We start from the raw sequence: 26,763 nt of genomic DNA, 5'->3' as shown, positions 1-26,763 counted from the left end.
ACCGGGCGACCCTCCCAATGTCCACCCAACCGGGAACGGTCCAGGTCTTCTCGACTCAGGAGGTGTAGTCCTCAAGGACACTGCGGCGGCGCACGTCCAAGGTCATGCAATGAAAGCCTCCGCCCACGATGCGCCCGTGCCGCCATCGGCAAGGCAACGGGTTGAAGCCGGCTTTGGCGAGATCCTTCATCAGTGCCGTTTCATCCTCCTGCACCACGACGCGTTCCTCGTCGAGCGACAGAACGTTCATCCCCAGCGACGGCGCTGAGAGCACCGGGCGGTCACCGTAGAGATCGCGGCCGAGGCGGTCAGGCGGCGGGGAGTAACGGATGATGTCCCAGTCGTGGAGAAACGCGGGTAACTGTGAGAGTCGCACATCGTGATGCAGCAGCAGGGTTCCAGGGCGCAGCGGGACGACGCGCGTGTCGACATGGTTGTCGACCACGTTGATCTCGTGCACCCGGTAGTTGTCGCCGAGGTGCCGGGCGAGCCAGCGCATGCCCAGCCGGTGGTTCTCCGTCGAGCAGTTGAACAGCACATCCCGGCCGATACGGACCGTCTGCGCGCCGTCGAACATAATCTCGTACCGCGGGTTCGCTGGTACCGGGCCGGTGTACCCGTTGGCCAGCGCGTACGTGTAGTCAAAGTTCTCGGGGCGTAACCGGGAGTGCGGGGCTACGGTCCATTTCGCCCCACGGGCAAAATACTCGATAAGCAGATCCTTGTAGAGGTCAGCCTCCAGGTACCGGCAGCGAACGAGCGGTGCCGTTTCGATGATTTCGTCGCCCACGACCAGGAGTAGGTCTCGTGGCATGACGGAATGCCCATCGATCGTCCACCAGTCCGGAGTCTCCACGCGCCGCGGATCGGGCCGAGTCTCGGGTGTGCGCACTCGCACGTCGTGTTCCTGCAGCAAATCGACGAAAGCGGCAAGGTCTTCCGCCATCTCCTTCGCGAGCTGCCGTTCCGCCAACGTGCCGGTGGGTACCGTCCACGGCTCCCGTACACCCGGCGACACCGGGGAGTCCAGGTCGGCGCAGAAGAACAACCGGAAGCTTACGTCGTCGTCGTAGGCAAGAAAGGAAGGTTCCCCGACAATCACCTCCTCCAAGCTGGACCAGTGATCGTACGAGTTGACGACTGGCGGTTCGGCACCGGCGCCGGCGATGCTCTCGTACGTGCCGTCGCTTGCCATCGAAGCCATGAACTGTCCAGACATGACGACTCCTCATCAACGAAGGTCGGGATGGGATTCTGCCGCCAGGAAGATGGCGTCCAGGAGATGCGTCCGCAGTTCCTTGCGGGAGAGATACCAGCCGGGGGTGTTGTTGATCTCCAGAATGCGGTAGCCGTTGCCGTCGGGCACGAAGTCGAGGCCAGCGACCGTGATGCCGACCGCCCGTGCCGCTTCGATCGCCATATCGATCAACTCGGCGGGAGGTTCGGCCTCGTGGACAGTCGCGCCGAGCATCGTGTTGGCCTTCCAGTGGTCCGAAGCTGGCACTCGTCGGAAGTTCAGCGGAGCCCGGTCACCGACAACCGTGATGCGGAAGTCTCCTTCCGGATGCGGCAGGAAAGGTTGGCACAACAGCAAACGATACCTGCCGAGCAGATAGTCGATCACCGGCCGGTCCGCTTCCACCTCACCGACACGTTCCACGTCGTTCCCGCCATATCCGAAGGAGGGCTTGAGCACGACGCGTCCCCAACGCTCAAGAGCGTCCGCGACTTCCGCGACCGTTGTGCAGGTCAGGCTGGGCGCGATCGGCAACCCCACATCGGCCAACTGGCGCAGCGCGAGCAGCTTGTTCTCCACCAGGAAGTAGGGTGTGGCGGCGTCCATCGTCACCACACCGGGAACATCGGACAGTAGTGCGAACCGCTCGTAGTCGATCTGGATCCGGTCGGGCCTGAGCTCCGGCCTGCACATGATGAGGTCGAACGTACTGACCGGCATCTGCCCGACACAGGGTTCGACACCGGTTCCACCCGGTCGGCACCCCACGTCGTCGAGGGTGAACAGCGTCATGTCATGCCCTCGGTAGAGCCCATGTTCGAGGAGGCTGAGCGATTCCGACTCTTCGCGGTCCCAGCCGAGCACTCCGATGCGCATTAACGGTCCCCGCACGGGAAGCAGCTCAGGCGACGAGACAGCACACTGACCACCTTCCTTCGAACCCGCAGGAGATGCCGTCTGGCCTCGGCCGGGACGGCTGAGAAAGAGTCAACAGGCAGCGCCTATCGATCCGGTATGCAAACCCCATCGCCGGTGTCCCGCGTATCGCGCCGGGGCGCGCGGGAGCGATAGCGAGTCGACGGTCCGGCTGGTTGTACTGGTCACCGGCCGGCGAGTGAGGCCGGCCGGAGTAACGTGACGATCCGCAGATCATTGACTGGGGAGAGCAGCATGACGAACGAGACGGATGTTTCCGAGGCATCCGCTGGCTCCGGCGTCCCCGGCACCACGGGCGCCGTCCGGAAGCGGCTGGGGCTCTTGCTCGACAGGACATTCTTCCTGCTATGGTTCGGAGAAACCACGAGCGCTGTGGGGAACAGCGTGGCGGTTGCCACCATGCCCCTTATCGCAGTGGTTACCCTGCAGTCCAGCACCTTTCAAGTCGCGGCGCTGGCCGCAGCGTCATGGGTGCCATGGTTGGTCGTCGGCCTACCTGCCGGTGTCTGGGTCGACCAGCTTCCTCGGCGTGCGGTCATGGTCGCCTGCAACTTCGTGTCCGTGGTGGCGTTCGCGAGCGCCCCGCTCGCCTGGTGGTTCGGCGTCCTGAGCTATACTTGGCTGGTGATCGCCGCTGTCGTCGCTGGCACTGCTTCGGTCTTCTTCAACACCGCCTACCGAGTCTACCTGCCGGAGATAATCGGTAAGGAACACCTGATCGAGGCAAACGCCAAGCTGCAAGGCAGCGAGTCGGCTGCGGATATCGTCGGCCCCACAGTCGCGGGTGTGCTCGCCCAATGGGTAGGAGCAGTTGTCGGCCTGCTGTTCAACGCCGTGACCTTCCTCGTGTCGACCGTGTGCTTGCTGCGGTCTCGGCGGTCGGCGCCACGCCTACGCCCCGCCGCGGACCGTTTGCCCATTCGCAGGCAGATTCTCGTCGGACTCCGGTTCGTCGCCAGTGACCCCTACCTTCGGCCCATCGTGTTCTACTGCGCGCTGGCGAACCTGGCGATCGACGGTTATGAGGCGATCAGGGTCGTCTTCCTTGTCCGGACGCTCGACGCCAGTCCCGTGGTCGTGGGTCTGGCGCTTGCTGCGATCAGCATCGGGGGAATTCTGGGCGCGCTGGCTGCCCAACCGATAAGCCGCCGTTTCGGCACTGGCCGGGGACTGTTCATCTGGCAACTGTGCGCCGGTCCTGCCGCGCTGCTCGTTCCGCTTGCTGCCCCGGGGCCGGGAATCCTGCTGTTCATCGCTGGCTCGCTGGTGATGCTGGTGTCGGTCGTGTCCGGCAACATCATCCTAAGCAGCTTCCGCCAGACCTACTGCCCGGCCGATCTGCAGGGCAAGGTGGTCTCGACCATGCTCGTCATCAACTACAGCACGATCCCGGTCGGCGCGCTGTTGGGCGGTGCGCTGGCCACGGTGATCGGTCCACGGGCGACGTTGTTCTGCATGGCTGCTCTGTTCATGCTCTCCGGGTTGACTCTCGTACCCGGTCCGATGCGACGGCAGCGGGACCTGCCCAAAGAGCCGCGGGTGAACGTCGGGTGAAGCACTGTGTTCGTGCCGGCCGCTTGTGGTGGGACGGCTTAGATATCCCATGGGCTTTGTTTGTCAAGCGGCAGTTTGTTGATCTTGGTTGTGGCGTGCCCATGCGGTGTGTTCGTTGTAGGTGATACCCGGTTTTGAGGCAGCCGTGAAGGATGCCGACCAGCCGGTTGGATAGCTGACGGAGGGCGGCGTGGTGATTCATGCGGCGGCGGAGTTCGTCGGAGTAGGCGCGGGCGCCTGGTGAGGCGCTGAGGGCGCAGAAGGCCTGCTGGTGCAGGGCGTCGACGAGCCGGGCGTTGTGGATGAAGCGGGCCAGCACGGTCTTCTTCTTGTCGGACTGGCGGATGATAGGGCTGGGTGCCAGCGTAGTTCTTGCGGTTCTTGGCGGTGGCGTAGCGGGTGCTCGTCGTCGCCGAACTCGCCGAGGACCGACCCGGGCCGCCAGGATCTGTCCCAGGCCGGGTCGGGACAAGTAGATCCCAGAGTCTCCACCGATCCCGGGGCGGTTCAGTGAACCCGAGCAACGCTTGCATCACTGCCAGCGTCACCGACTCCGCGCCGGTGAGCTCGGGCGCAATACCCACCCGTGGCCGCCACGGCACCAGCTGGGGCGACTCCTTCAGCAGATCATCGGTCTTCACGTAGAGTACGGTCGCGAGGGTGTCCAGGTTGTTCGTCACACAACGATCATGGACCCCCTCATCCTCGTCGCCGTCTCCGCACCCCTTGGAATAAGCCGTCTAGCCGTCTAGGCATCGGATGCCTGGCGGCGAGAATGCTCACCCACTGGCCGCTACCGGACGGGAGTCTGCCCTGGCGACGGGGACTGTCCGTGATCTTGTGGGTGGTGGGTGATCTTGACCATGCTGGAGCGGTCGCTCCGGTTGGGAAGGATCTAGGTTGACAGGTGAAGACAGGGCGGCCGGCTCGGCTGCCGGTGCGGGCTCCGCTGGTGATGATCTTGATGTGCGGGTTGCCCGGGAGTTGATCGACAAGGCCCGTGCGGATGGTGTGTCGCTGGTCGGCCCGAACGGGCTGTTGCGGCAGGTGACGAAGACGGTGCTGGAGTCGGCGCTGAACGCCGAGCTTGATGATCATCTGGGTTATGTGAAGGGTGATGTTGCCGGGAAGTTCGGGGTGAACGAGCGGAACGGCACGTCGTCGAAAACGGTACGGACCGATGTGGGTGATGTGCGGATCGACGTGCCTCGGGACCGGCAGGGTACGTTCACTCCGCAGATCGTGCCGAAATACGCCCGCCGGGTCGAGGGGTTCGATGATGCGGTCATTTCCTTGTATGCGAAGGGGCTGACGACCGGTGAAAGTGCGCCGTGAAAGCGCTGTTGTGTCGCGAGGAGGTGGAAGACCTTCTCCTGCGGGCCGTCGCAGCGGCCTGTTGAAGTTGGGGGCAGCCCGAACTGGGAGGTGCCGGTGAGGGTGGCAAGCGGCCCCGACAAAACCGGGACGTGCCAGAACTGCCGGATGGTGCGGGTCCGGCAAACGAGTCGAAGAGGTATACGCGAGGAACTGGCGTGTTACGTTTCCTAAGTAGTCACCGGCTGAAACCTGGTGGATGGCCGGTCGCGATGCGCACCCGTTTCTTGGATGAGGCAGGGAACTCCTGAGCGGGGATTCTCACCTTCGCAGGGAGGCCGTGGTGAAGGTCTGCGGCGTAGTCACGGCGATATCGCGGGAACAAAGTCAGATGCCTCCTTCGGCAAGCGATCAGCATGTGAACACGGGAACTGTCTGGTGATGGTTCCCGACTGGTGGGCATCCAGCTCGCACGTCGGGATAGGCACACCGTCTGCTGAACACGCCGGGCAGGGCGGAGCCGTCGTAGTACTCGGAGGCCGGGAAAGCCGGTCACAGGGGGAAGGACGGCAGCGGTTTCGAGAAGAAGGGATGCTGCATTGCCGAAAGATGCGCCGTTGAATAGCGGCGCTCTGGAACAACCCGACGTCGGGTCGTTCCGTCGGGTATCGGAAATGCAGGCCAAGCTTCATCGTTGGGCGTCGGCCGATCCTGGCCGACGGTTCGATGACCTGTTCAACCTCGTGCACGACCCGGCAACCCTGCGTGTGGCGTGGGAACGGGTCGCATCGAATGCCGGGGCACGTACTGCTGGTTCGGACGGCGTCACCGTCGCCCGGATCGAGCGGGACATCGGCGCCCTGGAGTTTCTGGGTGGCATTCGCATCGTGGTTAAAGACGGTTCGTTTCGGCCGCAGCCGGTGCGGGAACGGTTGATTCCCAAGCCGGTCGGGTCGGGGAAAGTCCGCAGGTTGGGCATTCCTACTGTCATCGACCGCGTTGTGCAGGCCGCCCTGAAACTGGTCCTGGAACCGATTTTTGAGGCTGATTTTCATCCGGTCTCGTTCGGGTTCCGGCCCAAACGGCGGGCACATGATGCGATCGCCGATATCCATCTGTTCGGGAGCCGCGGCTACGAATGGGTTTTGGATGCCGACATCGAGGCTTGTTTCGACACCATCGACCACGTGGCCCTGATGGACCGCGTGCGGGCACGGGTGACGGACAAGCGTGTGCTTACGCTGGTGAAATCGTTCCTCAAGGCCGGGGTCCTGACCGAGCTCGGCGAGGAACGGGACACACCGACCGGGACGCCGCAAGGGGGCATCCTCTCTCCGCTTTTGGCCAATATCGCGTTGTCGGTGCTGGACGAGTACATGCACCGCGACTGGCGGCCAGGGGGTTGGATGTCGACAGAAAACCGGCGTCACCGCCATCGGCGCCTGGGTCTGCCGACCTGGCGACTCGTCCGGTATGCGGACGATTTCGTCGTCATGGTGTTCGGCACCAGGGACCACGTGGTGGCGTTGCGCGAGGAAATCGCGCAGGTGTTCGCTCCGATGGGTCTGCGTTTGTCGCCGACCAAGACTCGGATCGTGCACATACGCGACGGGTTCGATTTCCTGGGTTTCCGCATCCGGTGGAGAATCAAGAAAGGGACCCGCGATCAGTGGCGGCTCTACACTTTCGTCGGCGATCGGCCCGTCCGATCACTGAAAGCGAGAATCCGTGCCCTGACGCGCAGGACATCACAGCAGGACCTACGAGCCGTGTTGATCCGGATCAATCGGATCACACGCGGCTGGGCTGAATACTTCCGACACGCCGTGGCCAAGCACACCTTCGACCGGCTTGCCTACTTCATCTGGTGGCGAATCGTCCGATGGGTCAAGACCAAACGGCGCTGGAGATGGAAGGACGTCCACCGCTGGCTACGAACCCCAACAGGGTGGCGGCCGATCGCGGCCGACGGGATCGAACTGCGCAACATCGCGGCGACACCGGTCACCCGGTACCGCCGACGCAGCATCCCCAACCCGTGGCCCTGCACGAACCACGCCTAACGACAGAAACCGTGGAGAGCCCGTTGCGTTGAAAGGCGCACGGCGGGTTCGGCGAGCGGCCTGGGGAAACAGACCGACGGCAACGTCAGAACTGCGCCCCAGGCCGACTCGACTTCAAGCGCACCTGGCCGATATTTATGATGCCCAGGTGTCGCGTGAGCTGATCTCGAAGATCACTGATAAGGTGGTCGATGATCTGAATTCTTGGCAGGCGCGGCCGCTGGATCGCGGGCGAGTTCCATTGATCGATGCTATTCACGTCAAGATTCGGGACGGGGTGGTAGCGAACCGGCCGATCTATATCGCGGTGGGGATCACCCTGGCGGGTGAGCGGGATGTGCTGGGCATGTGGGTCGGTACCGGCGGCGAAGGGGCCAAGGGTTGGCTGAACCATCTGTCTGACCTCAAGAACCGTGGTGTCGAGGATGTCCTGGTCGTTGCCTGTGACGGCCTGAAGGGGCTTCCCGAGACGATCGCCGCGTTGTGGCCCCAGGCGGAGGTCCAGCTGTGCGTCGTACACCTGGTGCGGGCGAGCCTGCGTTACGCATCGAAGAAGTATTGGTCGGCGATCACGAAACGGCTCAAGCTGATGTACACCGCGCCCACTGCGGAGGCCGCCGAGGTGCAGTTCGTCGAGTTCTGCGCCGAGTGGGGGGAACGCTATCCGGCGATGGTCAGGTTGTGGCGTAACAGTTGGGAACAGTTCACACCGTTCCTTGCTTATCCGCCCGAGTTGCGGAGGCTGGTGTACACGACGAATGCGATTGAGAGCCTGAACGCCCGGTTTCGGCAAGCTACCCGGCGGCGCGGTCATTTCCCGAACGATCAGGCCGCGCTCAAAGTGCTCTATCTCGTGATCAATAATCCACTCAAGAACCGTTCCAATGTCACTGGAAAGGTAGTAGGCTGGAAGCAGGCGTTGAACGCACTCGCCATGCACTACGGCGACCGGCTCGACGTTCAGCAGTGACAAGGTGATCACATCATCACCCACAAGATCGCTGACACTCCCCTGCGACGGCCCCGGCAGCTCCCATTAAAGATCTTTCGGTATTTGGGTGAGGGTGGTTATAGGGAAAGGCCGGTATGGTCGAGGAAGTTGAAGCACAGCTGGCAGCTGGTGCCGATGCGTTCCAGGCCGGTCTGTGCGGCGTTGTGGGCTTGGTCGATGGTGTCGGGGCAGAGGTTGGCCAGTTCGCGGGTTTTGACGTTGCCCAGACCTGTTCCATGGGGTTGAGGTCGTGGGCGTAGCCGGGCAGGGGTTCGACCCTCAGCCAGTGGCGTTGGGTCGCCAGCCAGGCTTTCATGGCCTTGTAGCGGTGGGATGGCAGGCCGTCCCAGATCAGGGTGACGGGTTGGCCGTCGAGGTGGTCGTGCAGGTCGGTGAGGAAGCCGATCAGCGAGTCGGTGTTGTAGCTGCCTTCTTTGATCTGGAACACCAACGTCGCTTCGCTGCGGTCGGGCCGGTACGCCAGTGTCCCGGACATGGACATGCGGGTCCAGTTGAACCGGTGGGTCGCCCGCGGGGCGCCCACGTGGCCCTCACTGCGGGCAGCAGGGAGAATCCGGACTCGTCCTGGAAGCAGCTCCGGACCCCGCGGTGCCGGGCCCCTTTTTATGCGCGGCCACTCGGTCTTGACCCACTGCTCGATGGCCTCGTCGTCGCGTTCGACGGCACGCCGTGCGAGACACTGCCTGCTCCAGCCCAGCCGTTCGCGCAGGATCGTCCAGGTCTGCGTGGTGGAGTACCGCACCCCGGTGACCTTCTCGATCACCTCGGCGACCCGGGCCAGCGTCCACATATCGGGCGGATACCCGTTCGCCTTCGGCCCGAGTTCCAATGCCGCCTCGACCTCGGCGATCTGCCCGTCAGACAACCGCGGTAACCGTCCGGCACGCCCAGCACCGGCCAGCGCCCTGCGCCCCCCGGCCAGCCAGTCCCGATGCCATCGCGACGCGGTCTGCGCCGACACCTCCAACTCCACCATCACATCGACCTGCCGCTTGCCCTGGGCAAACAGCTCCGCCGCCCGCATACGGCGTTCCCGCAGCGCTTCGAAGTCCCTGCGAGCACGTACTTTGCTGCCAGCACGGGCCTTCTGGCGCTGGCCGCCCGATCGTGAAGGTGTCGACACGCCACGATTATCCTACCAGACAAGACAAATCACCCACAACGACTCACCATATTACCGAAAGATCTTTAGGCCACCTCGCGCAACAACTCCTCCAGCCGCAACTCGTACGACTCGGCTTCGGCCCAATCCCTGCCGAACGCGACGTACTCGATCGTCCCCAGCGCCGCGTTGTTGGTGGTGATGACGACGCCGGCGCTCTTCGCCCGATCGAAATGCAACCCACGGTCGTCGAGAAGTCCGGCGACTTCTCCCACCCGAGGTGACTTCATACCATTGCGCGTCACGAGGACATGCGTGTCCATGAACTCCGGCCCGATCAGCCGCCTGGCGATCACATCGATGTTAGTCGCTCCGCCAGCGCGCCCGTTGAACTCGGTGAACAGCAGCTCGCCCGCCGGGGTGACAATGGCGTCGATATTTATCAAGCCCTGGTAACCCATGCGCTGGGCGACGAGGGCGATCTGCTGGCTGACCGCACACAGCCGGGCGTGCAGTGGGGGTGCGAGGTCTTGGGGTGGGATGACGTAACCGTTCCACACCGGCTCCATGCGCATGTCCCCGTAATTCAGCAGCACGGGCGTGCCGGTGCGGGGGATGTGGAGTTCCGGGGACAACGTCCGGGCGTTAGGGTGATAGACTTCACAGATGAACTTCGCCGGAGACGTGAAACGCGGCGCCGCCGGTGGGCTTGCCAACCCGATCTCATCGAGAGCCGCGGCGACATTCGCGCAGTCGGACGCCGGAAGCTGCACCGCGTGGTAGGCGCCAATGTGGCGCACGTCGTGATCCGTGGTGACGAGGGTGTTGCCGTCGCCGCCCGAGTTCCGATCTTCCTTAAGGATGATCGAACCGGTACGGCTGAGTAGATCGGTGACGGTGTCGACAAGTTCCGCGCCGGGGTCGACCACACGACCTTCCGGCACCGGAATGCCTTCCGCCTCAGCGAGCGTCCGGAAGACCGACTTGGTGTTGACCAGCTCGGCCATGTTCTGGGCGTAGGGTGTCCATTCGCTTTCGAGACCGAGTAGCCGTTGCCAGTGTGCGACGTCCCGGTCATGCAGGTAACATCGCACCGACCACGGCTGCTCGGCACCGATCCGGCGCTTCAGGTCGACGATCAGCTCCGGATTGTCGCCCGGATACCAACTCGCCCGGTCAAAGTCCTGCAGGCTCAGCACGGTCGGCCCGCTTCCGGTCAAGCCGAGCACGCGCCTGACGTAGTCGACGAACTCGGCGTCCGCAGGTCCCGGGACGACGGCGACGTCTCTATTGTCTAGAGTCCATAGTAGACGAGAAGCGACTGTGTCGTACGTCGGTCGCACGTCTTCCGGTATGTCCTCCAAGCGAGAAACCATCGCACGACTGTTGGGATTAGCAAATAAGAGTGTCGGCACGTCGATCCTCTTTTCGGGAAGTTGCTTACAGTTGTGCTCAGGGACGGTGCACGCTGTCCGGCCACTGCTGGTCCTCGGCTACGCGGGAGATGACGGGGATGTCTCGAATGTCATCATGGTGGAGTACCCACATGAGGAAGCGTTCGACGCCCATGCCGAACCCTGAGGTCCGCATGGGGAACTCGTCCTTCATGCGAATGTACCAGTCGTAGTCGCGTTCGGGGACGTCGTGCAGCGCCAGCGCTTTACGAACCTCGTCACCACTGACGTGCCGCTCGCCAGATCCGACGACCTCACCCATGCCGAACAGTAGGTCGGCGTTGGCCGCCTTGGTCTGGCCGCTATTCGCGAACGCCTGGTAGAACGGCACCGAGAGGTGGTCGTGATCGGTAACCCAGACGAACTCTCCTACGGTGTCCATCAGCCGCCGTTCACCTTCGCGGGTGAGAATCCGCCAGTCACCCTCGTCCTGTACGTAGCGGGAGTCGTTGTGCAGGAGGTCGGCCGCGTCGTCGAAGGTGAGCCGGAGAAAGGGATCCGAACTCTCGAGCATTCGCTCCATATGGGAGAGTCCGCATGCCGCCGCGGCCACGTCGTCCGCATGCCGGTCCAGAATCATCCACGTGAGATGACGAACGTATCCCTCCACGTAATCGGTGAGCTCATCCAGTCCGCCTGGGATCTCAGCCTCGCTGTGCAAGAACTGGCCGAGATGCGTGCCGTCCGGCTCTTCGTGTCGGAACGACGGCATGATCGTGAAGCTGCCGCCGGGCAAGATTCGCATCCCATACTCTAGGGAGAACTGGAGTGAGTCGACAAGGTAGGTATCCACTCCGCAAACAGCCACCCTAACGGGCGCGGAGTCGCTGCCGAGTCCCGACGGGCACGTAACCGTGCGCGTGGTCATAGGTGGGTACATGGCTCTGAGCCCACGACTGTGCGCATAGTCCACGGTGCCGGCGAGTACCGTGTCCTCCAGGTTAGTGACGAGCTGGTACCAGGGGGACCTCAGGGCGCTCAGGAAGGCGCCCTTCTCGTTGCTCCATGTCCGCGGCGCGCTCAGGGAAATTTTATCCAACGATTTCCGGCCTGCCATATTTCCACCACCCAGAGAGAGACAATTTCGGACGCGACGAAGAAGGCGTGCGTGTGTGGTCAGATGCGATCGATGTTCTGAATGCCGCGGAAAACATTATCCGGATCGTACCGCTTCTTAACCTTGGCCAGGTGGCCGTGTCGCTCGGTCCCGTAAATCCATACCGCGTTCTCGCCCGGTTCTCGGTTGGTGTAGTTGAGGTACGCGCCAGCGTCCAGCCAAGGCTCCAGGCGCTCGATCGCCTGCCTCGCCCATTCGATGTTCTCCACGTCCCGATGACGATCCGCCCAGTGCGCGGAGACGGTGCAGATATACGAGGCGTCCCGGTTGGGAAAGGCGGAACCACCAGGCGGTGGGCGCACAATGGCGCCTCGTAAGTACTCGAAGTCGATAGACGACCACGGTGCCGGGCTACGCAGGGCCGCCTCAGTGAGCTCCTCAGCGGGGTCGGCGATCCGGGTGAGGTAACGGGACTTGGTGAAGTAGCGGTGCCCGTGTGGTTCGCTCCTATCGGCCATCGACTGGAGCTCCCGATAGGACATCGATCGGGAGGAGCCGGCGGCCGGAGCCGTCGACTGGACGAACGACGCGACCCGGTCCGGCCAGTTGCGATCAGCGTCGGTGTGGATCGCAGTGAGGAACAGTGCCGGAGCGCCGACCAGAGCGGCTGGAACCCACTCCTTCGCGCCCGCCTGCTGGAACGCCCCAACGACATGCGATTCATCCGGCTGCTGTTCGGCAAAGGTCTGGTAGGCCCGCAATACGGAAACGGCGTCACCGGCAGGATATACGGCCGTGTGATGGTGAATCGTGCCGACGGGGCGGAGTCGCAGCGTGAAGCGGGTGACGACCCCGAAGTTGCCGCCACCTCCACGGAGAGCCCACATGAGGTCCTCGTGTTCGCTCTCCGACGCTTCAACGACGGAACCGTCCGCGAGCACCACCTCGGCTGCGATCAAGTGATCACAGGTCAGCCCCCATTGCCGGGCCAACCATCCGTATCCCCCACCGAGTACCAGACCGCCAAGACCGGTGTGCGACACGACCCCAGCGGGGCAGGCCAGGTCGTGCGCCGTCGTCGCCGCATCGAGGTCGCTGAGCAAACAACCTCCTTGCGCCCGCGCTACCCGGCCGACGGGGTCCACCCGAACGTCACGCATCAGCGAGAGATCGATGAGCAGTGCTCCATCCGCGACTGCCGCACCCGCCACGTTGTGGCCACCGCCTCGCACCGTCACCGGCAGGTTCACGATGGCTGCGTACCGCAGTGCCTCCCGCACGTCGCCGGTGGTGCGGCAACGGGCGATCAGCGCAGGCTTGCGATCGAACATCGCGTTCCATACGCGCCGCGCCGCGTCATAGCCCTGGTCTCCGGGAGCGAGGAGCATGCCGGTAAATACACTGCGAAACCGAGCCAGCGGTGCGGTCGGCTTCGATCTGACATCAGACGACAAGCGAATCCCTGGCCCTCTCTCGAGAATGCTAAGGCGGACAAGAGAGTCGCCGGATCGACCAGGACGGTGGCAACCCCGCGACATAGGCATCAGTAGAGGGGACCAGGGTATTAGGTCGGTATTGATCCGCCACCGTCGCGCCGATGGACCGCGTCGGTGGACCAGCCCAAGCCAGGGTCACTCTGGAGAGAGGAACGCTTTGAGTCGACCGACCTCCGAGTCCAAGGCTTTCTCGAACGCCACCCCCTTCGGCGCCCCGTCGACAAAACCCACCTCGACACTGCTGGTGATGTCAGCGCAGTTGGCCCACCCGATGACCTTGTCGCGCCACAGCATCGGCATCGCGTAGTACCCCAGGACACGTTTGGCCGCAGGCGTGTAGGCCTCAAACCTGTAGTCCCAGCCCCAAATATGGCCGAAACGCTTACGATCCCACACCACCGGATCGAATGGCGCGAGAAACCGGACGCGCGCAGGCGGCTCCGCATCCACGGGCACCAGGTCAGCAGGCCAGACGTAACGAACGCCGTCGATCGTCATTGCCTCCAACTCGCCTCGCGCCAGCAGTTCCCGAACCACCCGGATGCCGCGCCGCGGGGTGTCGGGGGCGTGCAGCCAAGACACCAGACGGCTCGCGGCACTGCCGAGCGTTGATTCAGTCACCGGTGCGAGCGTGCGGGCCACCCGCAGTACCAAGGCCCGCCGCCGCTGGGCCAGGCCCAGCGGATCGCCCAGCGGGGGAGCGATCTGATACCGGCGAACTCCGGCGACCCGGTCGACGACGCGCAAGAAACCGAAGTGGTGGAGCCGTTCGAGCGTCATGGTAGTCGCCGACGACGTACCTCCCCAGTCGTTCGTGGCTTTCTGGTGACCGAAGTGTGCCTGGACATCGCGGGGATGGGCCAGGCCGCTCTCGCGAACGAACTCGAGAATCTCGGCGGCTTGCCCGCACGGCCGGAAAACCCCGTCGGGGCTGTGGCGATCGTGCCGCGGATGCAGGTACGGCCGCAGCCGGCGGGCCGTGTAGCCGTAGGCGTAGAGCACATCCTCGTCGATCTCGAGTTCCGCATAGCACTGGTCGAGGTCACCAACCCGGTAACCGCGCACCCGCTGTCGCAGTATCAGGTCCTGGGCCCTGGCCGGTGCTCGGATCGGATCAGCCTGGACAAACTCCGTCTCTGCGAGCACATCGGCAAGCAGGCCGGGCTTACGCGGCAATGACCAGCCGACTGCGTGGCGGCGCAACCACTTGAGCGACGACATGTGATCAGCATAGGCGACACACAAGTATCTGATGAGCGACCACACAGTCCTGCTCTCACGCACCCCGTGGCCGGACGTGGCCTGGCGGGCTGCCCCTGAAACAATGGCGAACGACGGAGGAGGACTGTATCTGTGAGTAAACACGACGTGCTGCCGCTGCTCGACCAGGTCGCCGCCGCGGTGTTGGAGGCGATCGGCCGTGCACGCCCCGAACTGACGGGAGCAGATCCCTTGGTACGCCGATCCGAGCACGCCGACTTCCAGTCCAACGCGGCCCTATCACTGGCGAAGCGTGTCGGCACTAAACCTCGTAATCTCGCCACCGAGGTGAGCATGGTCCTCGAGGGCGACCCGATCGGCTCGGTCGAACTGTCCGGGCCAGGTTTTCTGAACATCACCGTCCCAGACCAGGTCGTTTGGGACCAGGTGGCCAGGCGGCTGGCCAGCCCGCGCCTAGGCGTCGGCACCCCGGAAGAGGGGCGGCGCACAGTCATCGACTACTCCGCGCCCAACGTCGCCAAGGAGATGCACGTCGGTCACCTGCGCACCACGATCATCGGGGACAGCCTCGCCCGGGTACTCGGCTTCCTCGGTGCCGACGTGATCCGGCAGAACCACCTCGGAGACTGGGGCACCCAGTTCGGCATGCTCATCCAGTACCTCGACGAGCACCCCGAGGCCACCTGGCACCAGGACGAACTCTCCGGCACTACCTCCGCGGTGTCTGCGCTGGACGAGTTGTACAAGGTTGCGCGCAAGGCGTTCGACGCCGACCCCGCCTTCGCCGACCGCTCCCGCGCCCGCGTGGTCGCCCTGCAATCCGGCGACCCGGCCACCGTCGCCCGATGGAAGGAGATCGTTGACGAATCCGAGAAGGCGTTCCAGGTCATCTACGACCGGCTCGGCGTGCTGCTTACTCCCGAAGACTCGGTCGGCGAGTCCTTCTATAACCTGCTGCTCGCCGACACCATCACCGAACTCGTCGACGCCGGAATCGCGGTCGACAGCGAGGGCGCAGTAGTGATCTTCTCCGAGGAGGTCACTGGCCCCGAAGGGGGCCCGGCTGTGCTAATGGTGCGTAAGCGCGACGGCGGCTTTGGCTACGACACCACCGACCTGGCCACCATCCGCTACCGCATCCACAACCTCAAGACCACCCGGCTGCTCTATGTAACGGACTCCCGGCAGGCCCTGCACTTTCAGCTGATCTTCGAGGCCGCCCGTCGCGCCGGGTGGCTCACTGACGGTGTCGACGCCGCCCACGTGCCCTACGGCACCGTGCTCGGCCCCGACGGGCGCCCGTTCAAGACCCGCGCCGGGGGCACCGTCCGGCTGATGGACCTCCTCAACGACGCCGTCGCCCGCGCCCGCGCCGTCGTCGCGGAGAAAGACCCTGGCCTCGATCCAGCGGAACTCGACCGGATCGCCGAGCAGGCCGGGATCGGGGCGGTCAAGTACGCCGACCTGTCTACCTCACGGGTCAAGGATTACGCCTTCGACGTCAACCGCATGGTCTCCTTCACCGGCAACACCGGCGTCTACCTCCAGTACGCCCATACCCGCATCCGGTCCATGCTCCGCAACGTGGACGACCCCGACGTCACCATCGACCCGAACATCCCACTCGAACCCGCTGAACGCGCCCTCGCGCTGGAACTTGACGCCTACGCCAGCATCTTGGCCGAAGTCAGCGCAAGCCTCGAACCGCACCGCCTCTGCGGATACCTCTACGACCTCGCCCGCGACTTCACGGCCTTCTACGAAAACTGCCTCGTGCTGAAGGCTAGCGAACCTACTCGCAGCAACCGACTCGCGCTATGCCAGCTCACCGCCCGCACGCTTAACCACGGACTCGGGCTCCTCGGCATTACCGCACCTGAACGTATGTAACCCTCTGATCACGTTGTGTGACCAGGGACTGTTTCAAGATCGGTGGGTTCGGCCCGACACGCCGGGCTGAGGTCAGGCGGGATGGGCACGGAGTGGGATGACTGTTGATGCTGTGACGAGTGAGGCATCGAAGAAGCAGGCCGAGGCGACTGATCCGCCGGTGCGCAGCAGCGGCTGGCCGCGGAGATGATCAAGCAGGCGCAGGAGCAGGGCATGGCCTTGACCGGCCCGGACGGGCTGCTGGGGCAGCTGACGAAGACGGTGCTGGAGATCCGCGCTGGACGCGGAGATGACCGAGCACCTGGGGCATGCCAAGCACGCTGATCAGCCCGGCCGTGAGGGCACGAACGTGCGCAACGGTTCCCGCGCCAAGACCGTGGTCTCGGACGCCGAGGGCGAGGTTGAGGTGCGGGTGCCGCGCGATCGGGAGGGCAGCTTCGAGCCAGTGGTGGTGAAGAAGCGGCAGCGCAGGTTGGGCAGTGTGGATGAGATTGTGTTGTCGTTGTATGCGAAAGGGTTGACCACCGGCGAGAGTGCGCCGTGAAAGCGCTGTTGTGTCGCGAGGAGGTGGAAGACCTTCTCCTGCGGGCCGTCGCAGCGGCCTGTTGAAGTTGGGGGCAGCCCGAACTGGGAGGTGCCGGTGAGGGTGGCAAGCGGCCCCGACAAAACCGGGACGTGCCAGAACTGCCGGATGGTGCGGGTCCGGCAAACGAGTCGAAGAGGTATACGCGAGGAACTGGCGTGTTACGTTTCCTAAGTAGTCACCGGCTGAAACCTGGTGGATGGCCGGTCGCGATGCGCACCCGTTTCTTGGATGAGGCAGGGAACTCCTGAGCGGGGATTCTCACCTTCGCAGGGAGGCCGTGGTGAAGGTCTGCGGCGTAGTCACGGCGATATCGCGGGAACAAAGTCAGATGCCTCCTTCGGCAAGCGATCAGCATGTGAACACGGGAACTGTCTGGTGATGGTTCCCGACTGGTGGGCATCCAGCTCGCACGTCGGGATAGGCACACCGTCTGCTGAACACGCCGGGCAGGGCGGAGCCGTCGTAGTACTCGGAGGCCGGGAAAGCCGGTCACAGGGGGAAGGACGGCAGCGGTTTCGAGAAGAAGGGATGCTGCATTGCCGAAAGATGCGCCGTTGAATAGCGGCGCTCTGGAACAACCCGACGTCGGGTCGTTCCGTCGGGTATCGGAAATGCAGGCCAAGCTTCATCGTTGGGCGTCGGCCGATCCTGGCCGACGGTTCGATGACCTGTTCAACCTCGTGCACGACCCGGCAACCCTGCGTGTGGCGTGGGAACGGGTCGCATCGAATGCCGGGGCACGTACTGCTGGTTCGGACGGCGTCACCGTCGCCCGGATCGAGCGGGACATCGGCGCCCTGGAGTTTCTGGGTGGCATTCGCATCGTGGTTAAAGACGGTTCGTTTCGGCCGCAGCCGGTGCGGGAACGGTTGATTCCCAAGCCGGTCGGGTCGGGGAAAGTCCGCAGGTTGGGCATTCCTACTGTCATCGACCGCGTTGTGCAGGCCGCCCTGAAACTGGTCCTGGAACCGATTTTTGAGGCTGATTTTCATCCGGTCTCGTTCGGGTTCCGGCCCAAACGGCGGGCACATGATGCGATCGCCGATATCCATCTGTTCGGGAGCCGCGGCTACGAATGGGTTTTGGATGCCGACATCGAGGCTTGTTTCGACACCATCGACCACGTGGCCCTGATGGACCGCGTGCGGGCACGGGTGACGGACAAGCGTGTGCTTACGCTGGTGAAATCGTTCCTCAAGGCCGGGGTCCTGACCGAGCTCGGCGAGGAACGGGACACACCGACCGGGACGCCGCAAGGGGGCATCCTCTCTCCGCTTTTGGCCAATATCGCGTTGTCGGTGCTGGACGAGTACATGCACCGCGACTGGCGGCCAGGGGGTTGGATGTCGACAGAAAACCGGCGTCACCGCCATCGGCGCCTGGGTCTGCCGACCTGGCGACTCGTCCGGTATGCGGACGATTTCGTCGTCATGGTGTTCGGCACCAGGGACCACGTGGTGGCGTTGCGCGAGGAAATCGCGCAGGTGTTCGCTCCGATGGGTCTGCGTTTGTCGCCGACCAAGACTCGGATCGTGCACATACGCGACGGGTTCGATTTCCTGGGTTTCCGCATCCGGTGGAGAATCAAGAAAGGGACCCGCGATCAGTGGCGGCTCTACACTTTCGTCGGCGATCGGCCCGTCCGATCACTGAAAGCGAGAATCCGTGCCCTGACGCGCAGGACATCACAGCAGGACCTACGAGCCGTGTTGATCCGGATCAATCGGATCACACGCGGCTGGGCTGAATACTTCCGACACGCCGTGGCCAAGCACACCTTCGACCGGCTTGCCTACTTCATCTGGTGGCGAATCGTCCGATGGGTCAAGACCAAACGGCGCTGGAGATGGAAGGACGTCCACCGCTGGCTACGAACCCCAACAGGGTGGCGGCCGATCGCGGCCGACGGGATCGAACTGCGCAACATCGCGGCGACACCGGTCACCCGGTACCGCCGACGCAGCATCCCCAACCCGTGGCCCTGCACGAACCACGCCTAACGACAGAAACCGTGGAGAGCCCGTTGCGTTGAAAGGGTGCGCCGTCTAACTCGGCGCTGGATCGCCCCCGCAGGGGGCAGAGGTTCGGGAGGAGGTGACCTCTGGGCCACCCGCCTTACCTGAACGGGAAACCGGGAGGGGACAAGAGCATGGCGGGAAAGCGCGGGATGCCGCGAAGACGCCGAAGGTATGGCCGTGCAAGGCCCGCGTGATACGGCGAAGGCCACACTGCTTGAAACCCAGTTCCCAGCGGTGCAAACGTTCACACCTCCCGACACGGCGTCTGTTGTCGGGGCCGCCAGCATAGGGGCGATTCCGACTTTCGTCGCTCTGAACCCTTCCGGTCGGCGGGCGACGGGCAGTGAGCCCGTTCAAGGGGACGGACCGGGACGCCTACGTCACGCTCGATACGTCTGGCGCATTGAGGAATTCGAGATGGCCTACGGGGCGCGAGCCCTAGGGCCACGGAGGGTCCGTAGTAGTCGCAGGAGTCACGCCCTGCCAGGGAGGACGGGAGAGCCGTCCACACGGGCGAAGGGACCCAGGTGCTCAAGGTCAACAAGGACGGTGAGGTACGCGAGATGCGAGACGCCGCAACCGTATTGGAGATCATTCGTGAACGCGGCAGGAGAGGACTGCCGTTGGAACGGGTCTACCGGTGCTTGTTCAACCCGGATCTGTTCCTGCTTGCCTATGGGAAGCTCTATCGCAACAAGGGGGCGATGACTCCTGGGGTCACCAGCGAGACCGTGGACGGCATGAACCTCGGCAAGATCGAGGCAATCATCACCGTGCTCCGGCAGGAGCGCTACCGGTGGACCCCAGTGCGGCGCACCTACATCGAGAAGAAGAACTCCTCGAAGAAGCGCCCGCTGGGGCTGCCGACCTGGTCGGACAAGCTGCTGCAAGAAGTGCTGCGCCTGATCTTGGAGGCGTACTACGAGCCGCAGTTCTCCGACCGTTCCCACGGGTTCCGACCTGGCCGTGGCTGTCACACCGCCTTGCAGGAGATCTATCACCAATGGCACGGGACGGTGTGGTTCATCGAGGGCGATATCACCGACTGTTTCGGGTCTTTGAGCCATTCGATCATGAGATCGGTCCTGGCGGAGACCTGACTTGGGCCACGAATCGGGGCTGATCGGCGGCGCGGCTCGCTGACCTGGGAGTTCGTTGGTGGGTTGGGTGGGGCTTGTGCACTAAGTCGGGGTCCTAGTGTTGGCTGGTGGCCTACATCCGCACCGTGAAGACCGCATCCGGGGCTCGTGCGGTGCAGATCGTGCACTCCTCGCGCCAGGGCTCGCGCGATATCGAGCACATCGGTTCCGCCCATGACGATGTCGAGTTAGAGCTGCTCAGGACCGTCGCCCGGCAACGGATGACGGCCGGGCAGGGCGAGCTCGAGCTGAGTCTGGACGCCTCACCGGAGGCGGGCGGACCGTTGCCGATCACCGCCTCCCGGATGGGGCACCTGTGGGACGCCCTGTCGTCGGCGTATGAGGTGCTCGGGTTCGATGCTGCCGCCGACGGCGATGAGGTGTTCCGGCAGTTGGTGCTGGCGCGGATCATCGAGCCGTCCAGCAAGCTCGACGCGCTGCGGGTGTTGGAGGAGGCGGGCATCGCGCCGGTGTCCTACCGCACGCTCAAGCGCCGTCTTCCCTTGTACGCCGCCGATGCGTGGCGGGAGCGGCTGGCGGCGCTGTGCGCCCACCATGTCGGCCTGGGACCAGCGACGTATGTGCTCTACGACGTGACGACTTTGTACTTCGAGACCGACACCGGCGACGGGTTCCGTGAGTCCGGGTTCTCCAAGGAACGCCGCCTGGAACCGCAGATCACCGTGGGCCTGCTCACCGACGCGGCCGGGTTCCACTCATGGTCCACGCGTTCGAGGGCAACAAGGCCGAGATCACCACGATGCTGCCCACGATCACCGCGTTCATGGCCGCCCACGGTCTGCACGACGTGGTCATCGTCGCCGATGCCGGAATGATCTCCGAGAACAACATGAAAGACATCGAGGCCGCCGGGCTCTCGTTCATCCTCGGGATGAAGATCCCCGACGTCCCGTACGTCGTGGACGAGTGGCGCCGTGAGCACCCCGACAAAGCGATCCCGGATGGGCACGTGTTCGTCCAACCCTGGCCAGCCGGCACAAAGGACAAGCGCAAAGACCAGATGCGGTACTACCAGTACAAGCACGACCGGGCACGCCGCACGCTCAAGGGCATCGACGAACAGATCCGCAAGGCCGAGCAGACCGTGGCCGGCAAAACCGCCCTCAAGCGCAATCGATTCGTCAAGCTCACCGACGCCACCAAGACCGTCAACCGCGACCTGGAGGCCAAGACCCGCGCGTTGGCCGGGATGAAGGGCTACGTCACCAACATCGCTGACCCCACACCCGAACAGGTCATCGGCGCCTACCGCCAGCTGTTCCAGATCGAGAAAAGCTTCCGCATGGCCAAGTCCGACCTAGCCGCACGCCCGATCTTCCACCACACCAAGGAGTCGATCGAAGCGCACCTGACGATCGTATTCGCCGCCCTGGCCGTCTCCCGCTGGATCGAGGACACCACCGGCTGGTCCATCAAGAAGTTCGTCAAGACCATCCGCCGCTACCGCACCATCCACATCCAGACCGGCGACCACGTGATCACGGCAGCCGACCCGCTACCCGACGACATCCACCAGATCCTCGACGCAATCAAGACCCGCGCCGCTACGCACTAAATTGGCCCAACTCGGGTCATAGCGCACACCCTCAACCAACCGCGAAACCCTGTCAAATCACGGCCTACCACCAGCCGCCAGAGTCAACAAACTACCGCAAGCTCACAAGAGCCCTGAGATCGTAATCCGCCCAGTGGGCACTCCTCGTCTTGCGACCTCAGTAACCAACCTCGGCGTCCCGGGAGTGTTCACGCATGGGCACCAGAAACGACCGGTCGAAAGAAATGACCTTTTCCCCAGTCGACTTAATACCCAATGTCCGGCAACCCACAATCCCGTGATCTGTATAGCTTTGCGACGGGCGTTTCATCATGATTTCGGTTTCCGCATAGAGAGTGTCCCCTGCGAGGACCGGGGAAAGCAACCGGATGTTGTCCCATCCCAGGTTGGCGACAGCGCGGCCGCTGGTGCTGCGCGCTGTCATTCCACCGACTATTCCCAGGGTCACCAGGCTGGAGACGATAGGCTGCTCCCAGCGGGTGTGCTTCATGTAGGCGGCGTCGATGTGCAGCGGTGAGGCATTCATACCGAGCATGCTCATGAGCACGTTGTCCATCTCAGTGATGGTGCGCCCGGGGCGGTGCTCGAAAACGTCGCCCACCGTGAACTCCTCGTAGTAGAAGCCTACCGTCTCCCGGTACCGCTGCACACCGACGCGCCGATATCCGGTCGGCCCCTCATCCATGGGCGGGAGCCTCGTCGGCGTCGGAGTCAGCGGTGAGCTCCTCGACCGTGTCGATGAACCCGCCCAGTGCGTCCTTGCTGATGTCCGCTCGGATCATCACACGCAGGGCCGCTTTGCCACGCGGTACGATCGGGAAGAAGACCGCCGAGCTGTAGTACCCGCGCCGGAACAGTTCGCCGGACAGGCGGACGGAGCGGTCGGCATCGCCCACCGGGACGAGGCGCACGGGCAGGTTGTTACCGGCGAACTTGGTGGGATACCGCTGGTCGAAATAGTCGATGTTCTCCTGGAGTTTGTGCTGGAGCTCACCCAGTTCGGACGAGCGGTGGATCTCGGCGCTGGCCAGTGACGCGCCCACACTGGTCACTTCGATGTTCTGCGACCAGCCGATCGGCCCTCCGTGGCGAGTGAGGAAGGGATAGAGTTCCGGCCGTCCCAGCATCGCGACGCCACCGTTGGAGCCGAATCCCTTGTTCAGGGTCGAGACAATGATCGAAAGGGGGTTCATCTCGATCTGAGATCGGGTGAAACCTTCGCCGTGCTCCCCGGTGATAGACAACGAGTGCGAATCGTCGAGGTACAGGAACAATCCATAGCGGTCCTGGAGCTCTTGGAGCCCGTCCAGCGCCGCGGCGCCACCCATGGAGTACGCACCGTCGGCGATGTAAGCCACTCGCGGGTATTTCTTGCACACGTCTTCGAGATAGTTTAGGTCGTTGTGGGGAGCCGTCAGCACCAGGGACTCGTCGGCCGTGATCGGCTTGACATAAGCCATCGAGAAATGGCAGAATCGGTCGTAGACCATCACGCGCGCCCCGCCTTCTGCGAGATATCCTGCGGCGACCAGCGGAAGTATGCCGAAGCTGAGCGCCGTGCACGAGACGCCGACCAGAGCTGTCGCCCGGAACAGCTCGCCGAGCTCCTCCTCCAGGCGGCCCAGCGTCCGGTGCCGAATCCGCGCGTTCGACGTCAACAAGCCGGTGGTGCCGGCCTCCCGTAGGACGTCGATGGCACCTTCAATGACCTTGGGATGGAAGTTCAGTCCGAGGTAGGCGCTGGAGCAGAGGTTGATAAACTCGTGCCCGCTCTCGGGAATGATCATCTTGTTGTTTGACGCCGCCTCGACGTTGAGGTTTATCAGACCCTCGCTGGCCGCGGCGAGCCACACGGGGTCGGACATTCGCAGCATCTTTTCGGTGTTGCGGTATCGGTGCGCGCCGAGAACACGCTCCAGAGCGCCGGTATCCGTGCTCATATCTCTCCTTGCGGTCAGGAATGAAGCAGGTCGCCGAATTCCTCGATCAGGTGCTGAGACGCCTCGAAAAACGGAATTCCCACCATCGCGCCGTCGACCACCGCGATCTTCCGGCCGTTCTCCTGCCCTGCGGCCACGATGCGCCGGGCCTTCTCGAGCGTCGCGGTGTCCGGCGAGAACGCCTCGTTGATCACCGGTACCTGTCGCGGGTGGATGGCAATCTTGCCACTGAAGCCCAGGTCGTGCGCACGGACGGCGTCTTCCTTGATCGTCGCGTGCTCCGAGATCTCGAAGGTGGGCGCGTCTATGACTTCGATGCCAGCGGCTCGCGCGGCGTTCACCAGCCGCGCCCGCGCGTGGACCAGGGTGTCCCAGGCCAGGCGCACGCCGGCCAAGAACGAGTAGTCCGCGGAACCGAAGATGAGCGCCCGCAGCCGCGGTGACGCGGCGGCTATCGCGTTGGCGTTCTCCACGCCACGCGGGGTCTCCACCACGGCGAGGAACTCGACGTCGGGGCAGGTCCGCACGAGGACGCTCTCCGCGACCTCGATGTCACGTGGCGACTCCACCATGGGAACCACCACGATCGCGGGTTTTGTCGGATAGTCACGAATCGCCAACAGATCGCGCAGCCCGTCCGGCGTCGTGAGTGTGTTGATCCGTATCGCGCACCTGGCGGGGGCCGGGGGGACGAAGAACCTCGCCGCGAGGTTCCGCGCGGTGTCCTTATCCCACGGCGGAATGGAATCTTCCAAGTCCACCATGCAGATGTCGGCGTCGGCTTCGTGGCTCTTGCGAAAGCGGTCCGTCTGCAGCGCCGGGGTCGACAGCATCGAACGGCAGTACCGCGTGTACTTCATCGCGCTCCCCCATATGTGCTCGCGGGATATTGGAAGATGGGGGCCAGGCAGCGTCTTTCCGACCTGTTGTCCAGCGTGACCGTCCGCATGGTCGTGCCAGCGTATCCGTCCGGCACGACGAACACGCTCCAGGTGCACCCCCAGTGCTCCACCTCGCCGCTTTCGGGATCAATCATCGGCTCCGGCCGGGAGATCACCCGGCGTTGCACGATCGCGCCCGCGGCGGCGGCGGACTCGAGGGCGTCGCGCCACTCCGCGTCCGTGACGCGCCAGCCCGCCACAATGCCGACGCCATCATGCCCGAGGTGCGGTTTAATGAGGAGACCGGTGCGGGCCTCGCGGCAGTACTCGAGCAGCCTGACGGTCTGCCCTTCCACCTCGGTCTCGACGTCGTCCAGGATCCGGGTCCAGGGAAGGACCCGCTCGATCAGCGCGATCTCGTCCGCGGAGAACGCTTCGCGACAGCGCGAGTCCGACAGCAAGCCGAAACAGGCTTTGCTGGCAGCGAGCTTGCTGCGCATTGTCGTCCACAGTACGACCCGACCTTCCTCATGCGCCCGCGCCACCATCTCGACGGCCCGCTCGCTCGCGGTCTGACCGGCGATCTCCTTCTCAGTGAAGTACCGCAGTACGATGTCCACCGGCCTTCCGTGCAGATGCAGGCGGCCGGCTCGGTGCTGCAGCTCGCCGACTTCGCCGAGTAACGTGTCGAGGCCGAGGTCCGACAGCATCTGCTGGAAGGAGCGGTCCTCCTCGAGATACTCGTGCATGAGGCCGTCGGGTTCGACCAGCGCCACGACGGGATCGGTGCCGCCGGTCAGCGGTTCGGCCGCGGCCCTGATGGCGTCGGTCACCCGCTTACCGGTGTCGACGTAGGCCAACTCGTTCTCCTCGGCAAAGGCCCGGAAGGCGTCGACCTGGGTGAGGGCCAGGGCGACGTGGGCGGTGTCGATACCGCCGATCTCGCTACCCACGTTGAACTCCAGCAGCTTTAGACCGGTGCCGTCGTGGTAGGCGTCAGCCCTGCCGTAGCAGGGTGCCGGATCCGGTAGCCGCGCCATCAAGGCGGCCTGGCGCGCGGTGATGCCCACCGCCTCGCAGAATCGGCCGAGGTCGCCGTCGAAGAGTCGGCTGGGCAGCGCGACGAGAAGCCCGAAGAGTGCTTCGAGGTCGTGGGCGAAGGAGAAGATCCCGGCGTCGTCCACAAATGCGGGGCGGGACATCAGCCGATCGCCCCAACGCTCGTCGAGGCTGCCTGGCAGCCACCGCCTAGCGGCCGTCATCGCGGCGGCGAGGCCCCGGTCGCCGGCCAGGCACCGGTCGAGGTACCGGGCCGTCACTCGGTCTGTCATGCTGGCTTCCTCCCACGGGGGCGATACCGGCGCTCGTTACGGCGGGATACGTTGGCACCCTGCGGCTTCACTGATTCGACCATGCCGACGGCTTCCATTTGAGGAATATCACCGCACTATCGGATGTCCTCGGAGACCGGAACCGTGGCGGCACGGCGCACGGTCCACGGCCCGAGCGGATCGTCGAGGTACGTGAGCGGATCGTTATCCCGGCAGACGACGTAACCGGGCCGTGGTTCGCCACGCCAGCTCGGCGGATTGCTGACGTCGTTGTAGGTCACGATCAGTAGGTGACGGGGGTACGGCGAGATGTTGACGCCTGAGCCGTGCACGACTTCCGAGGAGAAGAATACGACTGTGCCCGCAGGCCCCTTGGGGGCCACCATCGCGCCCGCGTCGACGAGTTTCGCGAGCTGCTCTCTGGTCAGCGCGATGTCATCGGGGTCGATGTGCTGATCGGACTTCGCGTCGGGCGTGCGGTCGAGGTGGAGCGGACCGAAGCGGTGCGAACCGGGCACGAACACGACTGGGCCGTTAAACTCGTCGACGTCGTCGAGGAACACCGCCACGTTGACCTGCCGAGGTTCGGCAAGGCTGTCGGCGATGCGCCAGGCGGGGTAGTCCTGGTGCCAGGACCAGCCCTCCCCGGTGAACGGCGACTTGGAGTTGATCTTTAACTGGTAGACGTAGACCTGGTCTCCCAGCAGCTGGCGTGCGGGGGCCAGTAGACGCCGGTCGCGCACGAGGGCGGCGAACTCGCGCTGCCGCTGGTGCGAGGCGTACACGGCCCGGACCGTCCGGTCGTCCTCCAGCACCCGATGGGGCCCCGGCACGTCGCAGTCCCGGGCGAACGCCTCGCGGAGAACCTGTGTCTCCTCCGCGCTCAACGCGCGGTCGAGTTCGAGGAAGCCGTCGCGGTGGTACCGGTCGAGCTGCGGCTTGGTCAAACGCATACG

General features: G+C 64.2%; 17 protein-coding genes and 6 pseudogenes. 9 read left to right on the top strand and 14 right to left on the bottom strand.

What is annotated here, in order from left to right:
- Positions 1-55 precede the first annotated feature (55 nt).
- Both KOI47_RS32820 and KOI47_RS32815 read right to left on the bottom strand, forming a co-directional pair.
- Positions 56-1,219, bottom strand: coding sequence for a hypothetical protein (locus KOI47_RS32820; RefSeq protein WP_216210987.1), 1,164 nt, complete (start codon positions 1,217-1,219; stop codon positions 56-58).
- A gap of 12 nt (positions 1,220-1,231) precedes the next feature.
- Positions 1,232-2,113, bottom strand: a complete 882-nt coding sequence (locus KOI47_RS32815) for an ATP-grasp domain-containing protein (protein ID WP_216210984.1) — start codon at positions 2,111-2,113, stop codon at positions 1,232-1,234.
- 294 nt (positions 2,114-2,407) lie between these two features.
- On the opposite strand from KOI47_RS32815, the gene KOI47_RS32810 reads away from it, so the two are divergent.
- Positions 2,408-3,727, top strand: coding sequence for an MFS transporter (locus KOI47_RS32810; protein WP_216210979.1), 1,320 nt, complete (start codon positions 2,408-2,410; stop codon positions 3,725-3,727).
- Positions 3,728-3,790: 63 nt separating this feature from the next.
- Here the strand turns inward: KOI47_RS32810 and KOI47_RS36025 are convergent.
- Both KOI47_RS36025 and KOI47_RS36635 read right to left on the bottom strand, forming a co-directional pair.
- Positions 3,791-4,214: pseudogene (locus tag KOI47_RS36025) on the bottom strand (transposase); the annotation flags it as partial.
- Positions 4,215-4,224: 10 nt separating this feature from the next.
- Positions 4,225-4,407, bottom strand: a pseudogene (locus KOI47_RS36635) (IS982 family transposase); the annotation flags it as partial.
- Positions 4,408-4,693: 286 nt separating this feature from the next.
- On the opposite strand from KOI47_RS36635, the pseudogene KOI47_RS32805 reads away from it, so the two are divergent.
- The 3 genes and pseudogenes from KOI47_RS32805 to KOI47_RS32795 all read left to right on the top strand — a co-directional run.
- Positions 4,694-5,050: pseudogene (locus KOI47_RS32805) on the top strand (transposase); the annotation flags it as partial.
- A 590-nt stretch (positions 5,051-5,640) separates the two neighbouring features.
- The gene (gene ltrA / locus KOI47_RS32800; protein WP_216210966.1) at positions 5,641-7,104 is read left to right on the top strand and encodes a group II intron reverse transcriptase/maturase; all 1,464 of its coding nucleotides are present in this window, start codon (positions 5,641-5,643) and stop codon (positions 7,102-7,104) included.
- A 112-nt stretch (positions 7,105-7,216) separates the two neighbouring features.
- Positions 7,217-8,074: pseudogene (locus KOI47_RS32795) on the top strand (IS256 family transposase); the annotation flags it as partial.
- 16 nt (positions 8,075-8,090) lie between these two features.
- Here KOI47_RS32795 and KOI47_RS32790 read toward each other — a convergent pair.
- The 5 genes from KOI47_RS32790 to KOI47_RS32770 all read right to left on the bottom strand — a co-directional run bounded on the left by KOI47_RS32790 (position 8,091) and on the right by KOI47_RS32770 (position 14,446).
- On the bottom strand, positions 8,091-9,239 hold the full coding sequence (locus KOI47_RS32790) for an IS630 family transposase (protein ID WP_216210977.1): 1,149 nt from the start codon (positions 9,237-9,239) through the stop codon (positions 8,091-8,093).
- A 65-nt stretch (positions 9,240-9,304) separates the two neighbouring features.
- Complete coding sequence (locus KOI47_RS32785; protein ID WP_216210976.1) at positions 9,305-10,594, bottom strand: preATP grasp domain-containing protein; 1,290 nt, start codon at positions 10,592-10,594, stop codon at positions 9,305-9,307.
- Between the two features lie 76 nt (positions 10,595-10,670).
- Positions 10,671-11,729, bottom strand: coding sequence for an amino acid--tRNA ligase-related protein (locus KOI47_RS32780; protein ID WP_216210974.1), 1,059 nt, complete (start codon positions 11,727-11,729; stop codon positions 10,671-10,673).
- A gap of 59 nt (positions 11,730-11,788) precedes the next feature.
- Positions 11,789-13,060 carry an FAD-binding oxidoreductase gene (locus KOI47_RS32775; RefSeq protein WP_232376408.1) on the bottom strand — a complete coding sequence of 424 codons (1,272 nt, stop codon included), beginning with the start codon at positions 13,058-13,060 and terminating at the stop codon, positions 11,789-11,791.
- A gap of 300 nt (positions 13,061-13,360) precedes the next feature.
- Positions 13,361-14,446: a DNA glycosylase AlkZ-like family protein gene (locus KOI47_RS32770; protein ID WP_216210972.1), complete on the bottom strand. Its 1,086-nt coding sequence runs from the start codon at positions 14,444-14,446 to the stop codon at positions 13,361-13,363.
- Between the two features lie 132 nt (positions 14,447-14,578).
- Here KOI47_RS32770 and argS point away from each other — a divergent pair, with 132 nt between their 5' ends.
- From argS to KOI47_RS32745, 5 genes and pseudogenes are all read left to right on the top strand, one after another.
- Positions 14,579-16,336 carry an arginine--tRNA ligase gene (gene argS / locus KOI47_RS32765; RefSeq protein ID WP_216210970.1) on the top strand — a complete coding sequence of 586 codons (1,758 nt, stop codon included), beginning with the start codon at positions 14,579-14,581 and terminating at the stop codon, positions 16,334-16,336.
- A 186-nt stretch (positions 16,337-16,522) separates the two neighbouring features.
- Positions 16,523-16,868 (top strand): annotated as a pseudogene (locus tag KOI47_RS36020) (transposase); the annotation flags it as partial.
- 590 nt (positions 16,869-17,458) lie between these two features.
- Entirely contained in the window at positions 17,459-18,922 is a 1,464-nt protein-coding gene (ltrA, locus tag KOI47_RS32755; protein ID WP_216210966.1) for a group II intron reverse transcriptase/maturase, read from the top strand.
- 545 nt (positions 18,923-19,467) lie between these two features.
- Positions 19,468-20,040 carry a reverse transcriptase/maturase family protein gene (locus KOI47_RS32750; RefSeq protein WP_216210964.1) on the top strand — a complete coding sequence of 191 codons (573 nt, stop codon included), beginning with the start codon at positions 19,468-19,470 and terminating at the stop codon, positions 20,038-20,040.
- Positions 20,041-20,147: 107 nt separating this feature from the next.
- A pseudogene (locus tag KOI47_RS32745) lies at positions 20,148-21,655 on the top strand (IS1634 family transposase).
- 157 nt (positions 21,656-21,812) lie between these two features.
- On the opposite strand, the gene KOI47_RS32740 reads toward KOI47_RS32745, so the two are convergent.
- The 5 genes from KOI47_RS32740 to KOI47_RS32720 all read right to left on the bottom strand — a co-directional run bounded on the left by KOI47_RS32740 (position 21,813) and on the right by KOI47_RS32720 (position 26,760).
- A complete protein-coding gene (locus KOI47_RS32740; RefSeq protein WP_216210961.1) occupies positions 21,813-22,340 on the bottom strand; it encodes a MaoC family dehydratase in 528 nt (175 codons plus the stop codon).
- On the bottom strand, positions 22,333-23,595 hold the full coding sequence (locus tag KOI47_RS32735) for an aminotransferase class I/II-fold pyridoxal phosphate-dependent enzyme (RefSeq protein ID WP_216210958.1): 1,263 nt from the start codon (positions 23,593-23,595) through the stop codon (positions 22,333-22,335). Before KOI47_RS32735 ends, KOI47_RS32740 begins: the two co-directional genes overlap by 8 nt.
- Positions 23,596-23,609: 14 nt before the next feature.
- On the bottom strand, positions 23,610-24,455 hold the full coding sequence (locus KOI47_RS32730) for an HpcH/HpaI aldolase/citrate lyase family protein (protein ID WP_216210956.1): 846 nt from the start codon (positions 24,453-24,455) through the stop codon (positions 23,610-23,612).
- Positions 24,452-25,660 carry a hypothetical protein gene (locus KOI47_RS32725; protein WP_216210953.1) on the bottom strand — a complete coding sequence of 403 codons (1,209 nt, stop codon included), beginning with the start codon at positions 25,658-25,660 and terminating at the stop codon, positions 24,452-24,454. The genes KOI47_RS32730 and KOI47_RS32725 overlap by 4 nt, the downstream gene beginning before the upstream one ends.
- 263 nt (positions 25,661-25,923) lie before the next feature.
- On the bottom strand, positions 25,924-26,760 hold the full coding sequence (locus tag KOI47_RS32720) for a phytanoyl-CoA dioxygenase family protein (protein ID WP_216210952.1): 837 nt from the start codon (positions 26,758-26,760) through the stop codon (positions 25,924-25,926).
- Positions 26,761-26,763 lie beyond the last annotated feature (3 nt).

Source organism: Amycolatopsis aidingensis, assembly GCF_018885265.1.
GTDB lineage: Bacteria > Actinomycetota > Actinomycetes > Mycobacteriales > Pseudonocardiaceae > Amycolatopsis > Amycolatopsis aidingensis.
This window is presented reverse-complemented; position numbering and strand designations above follow the sequence as displayed.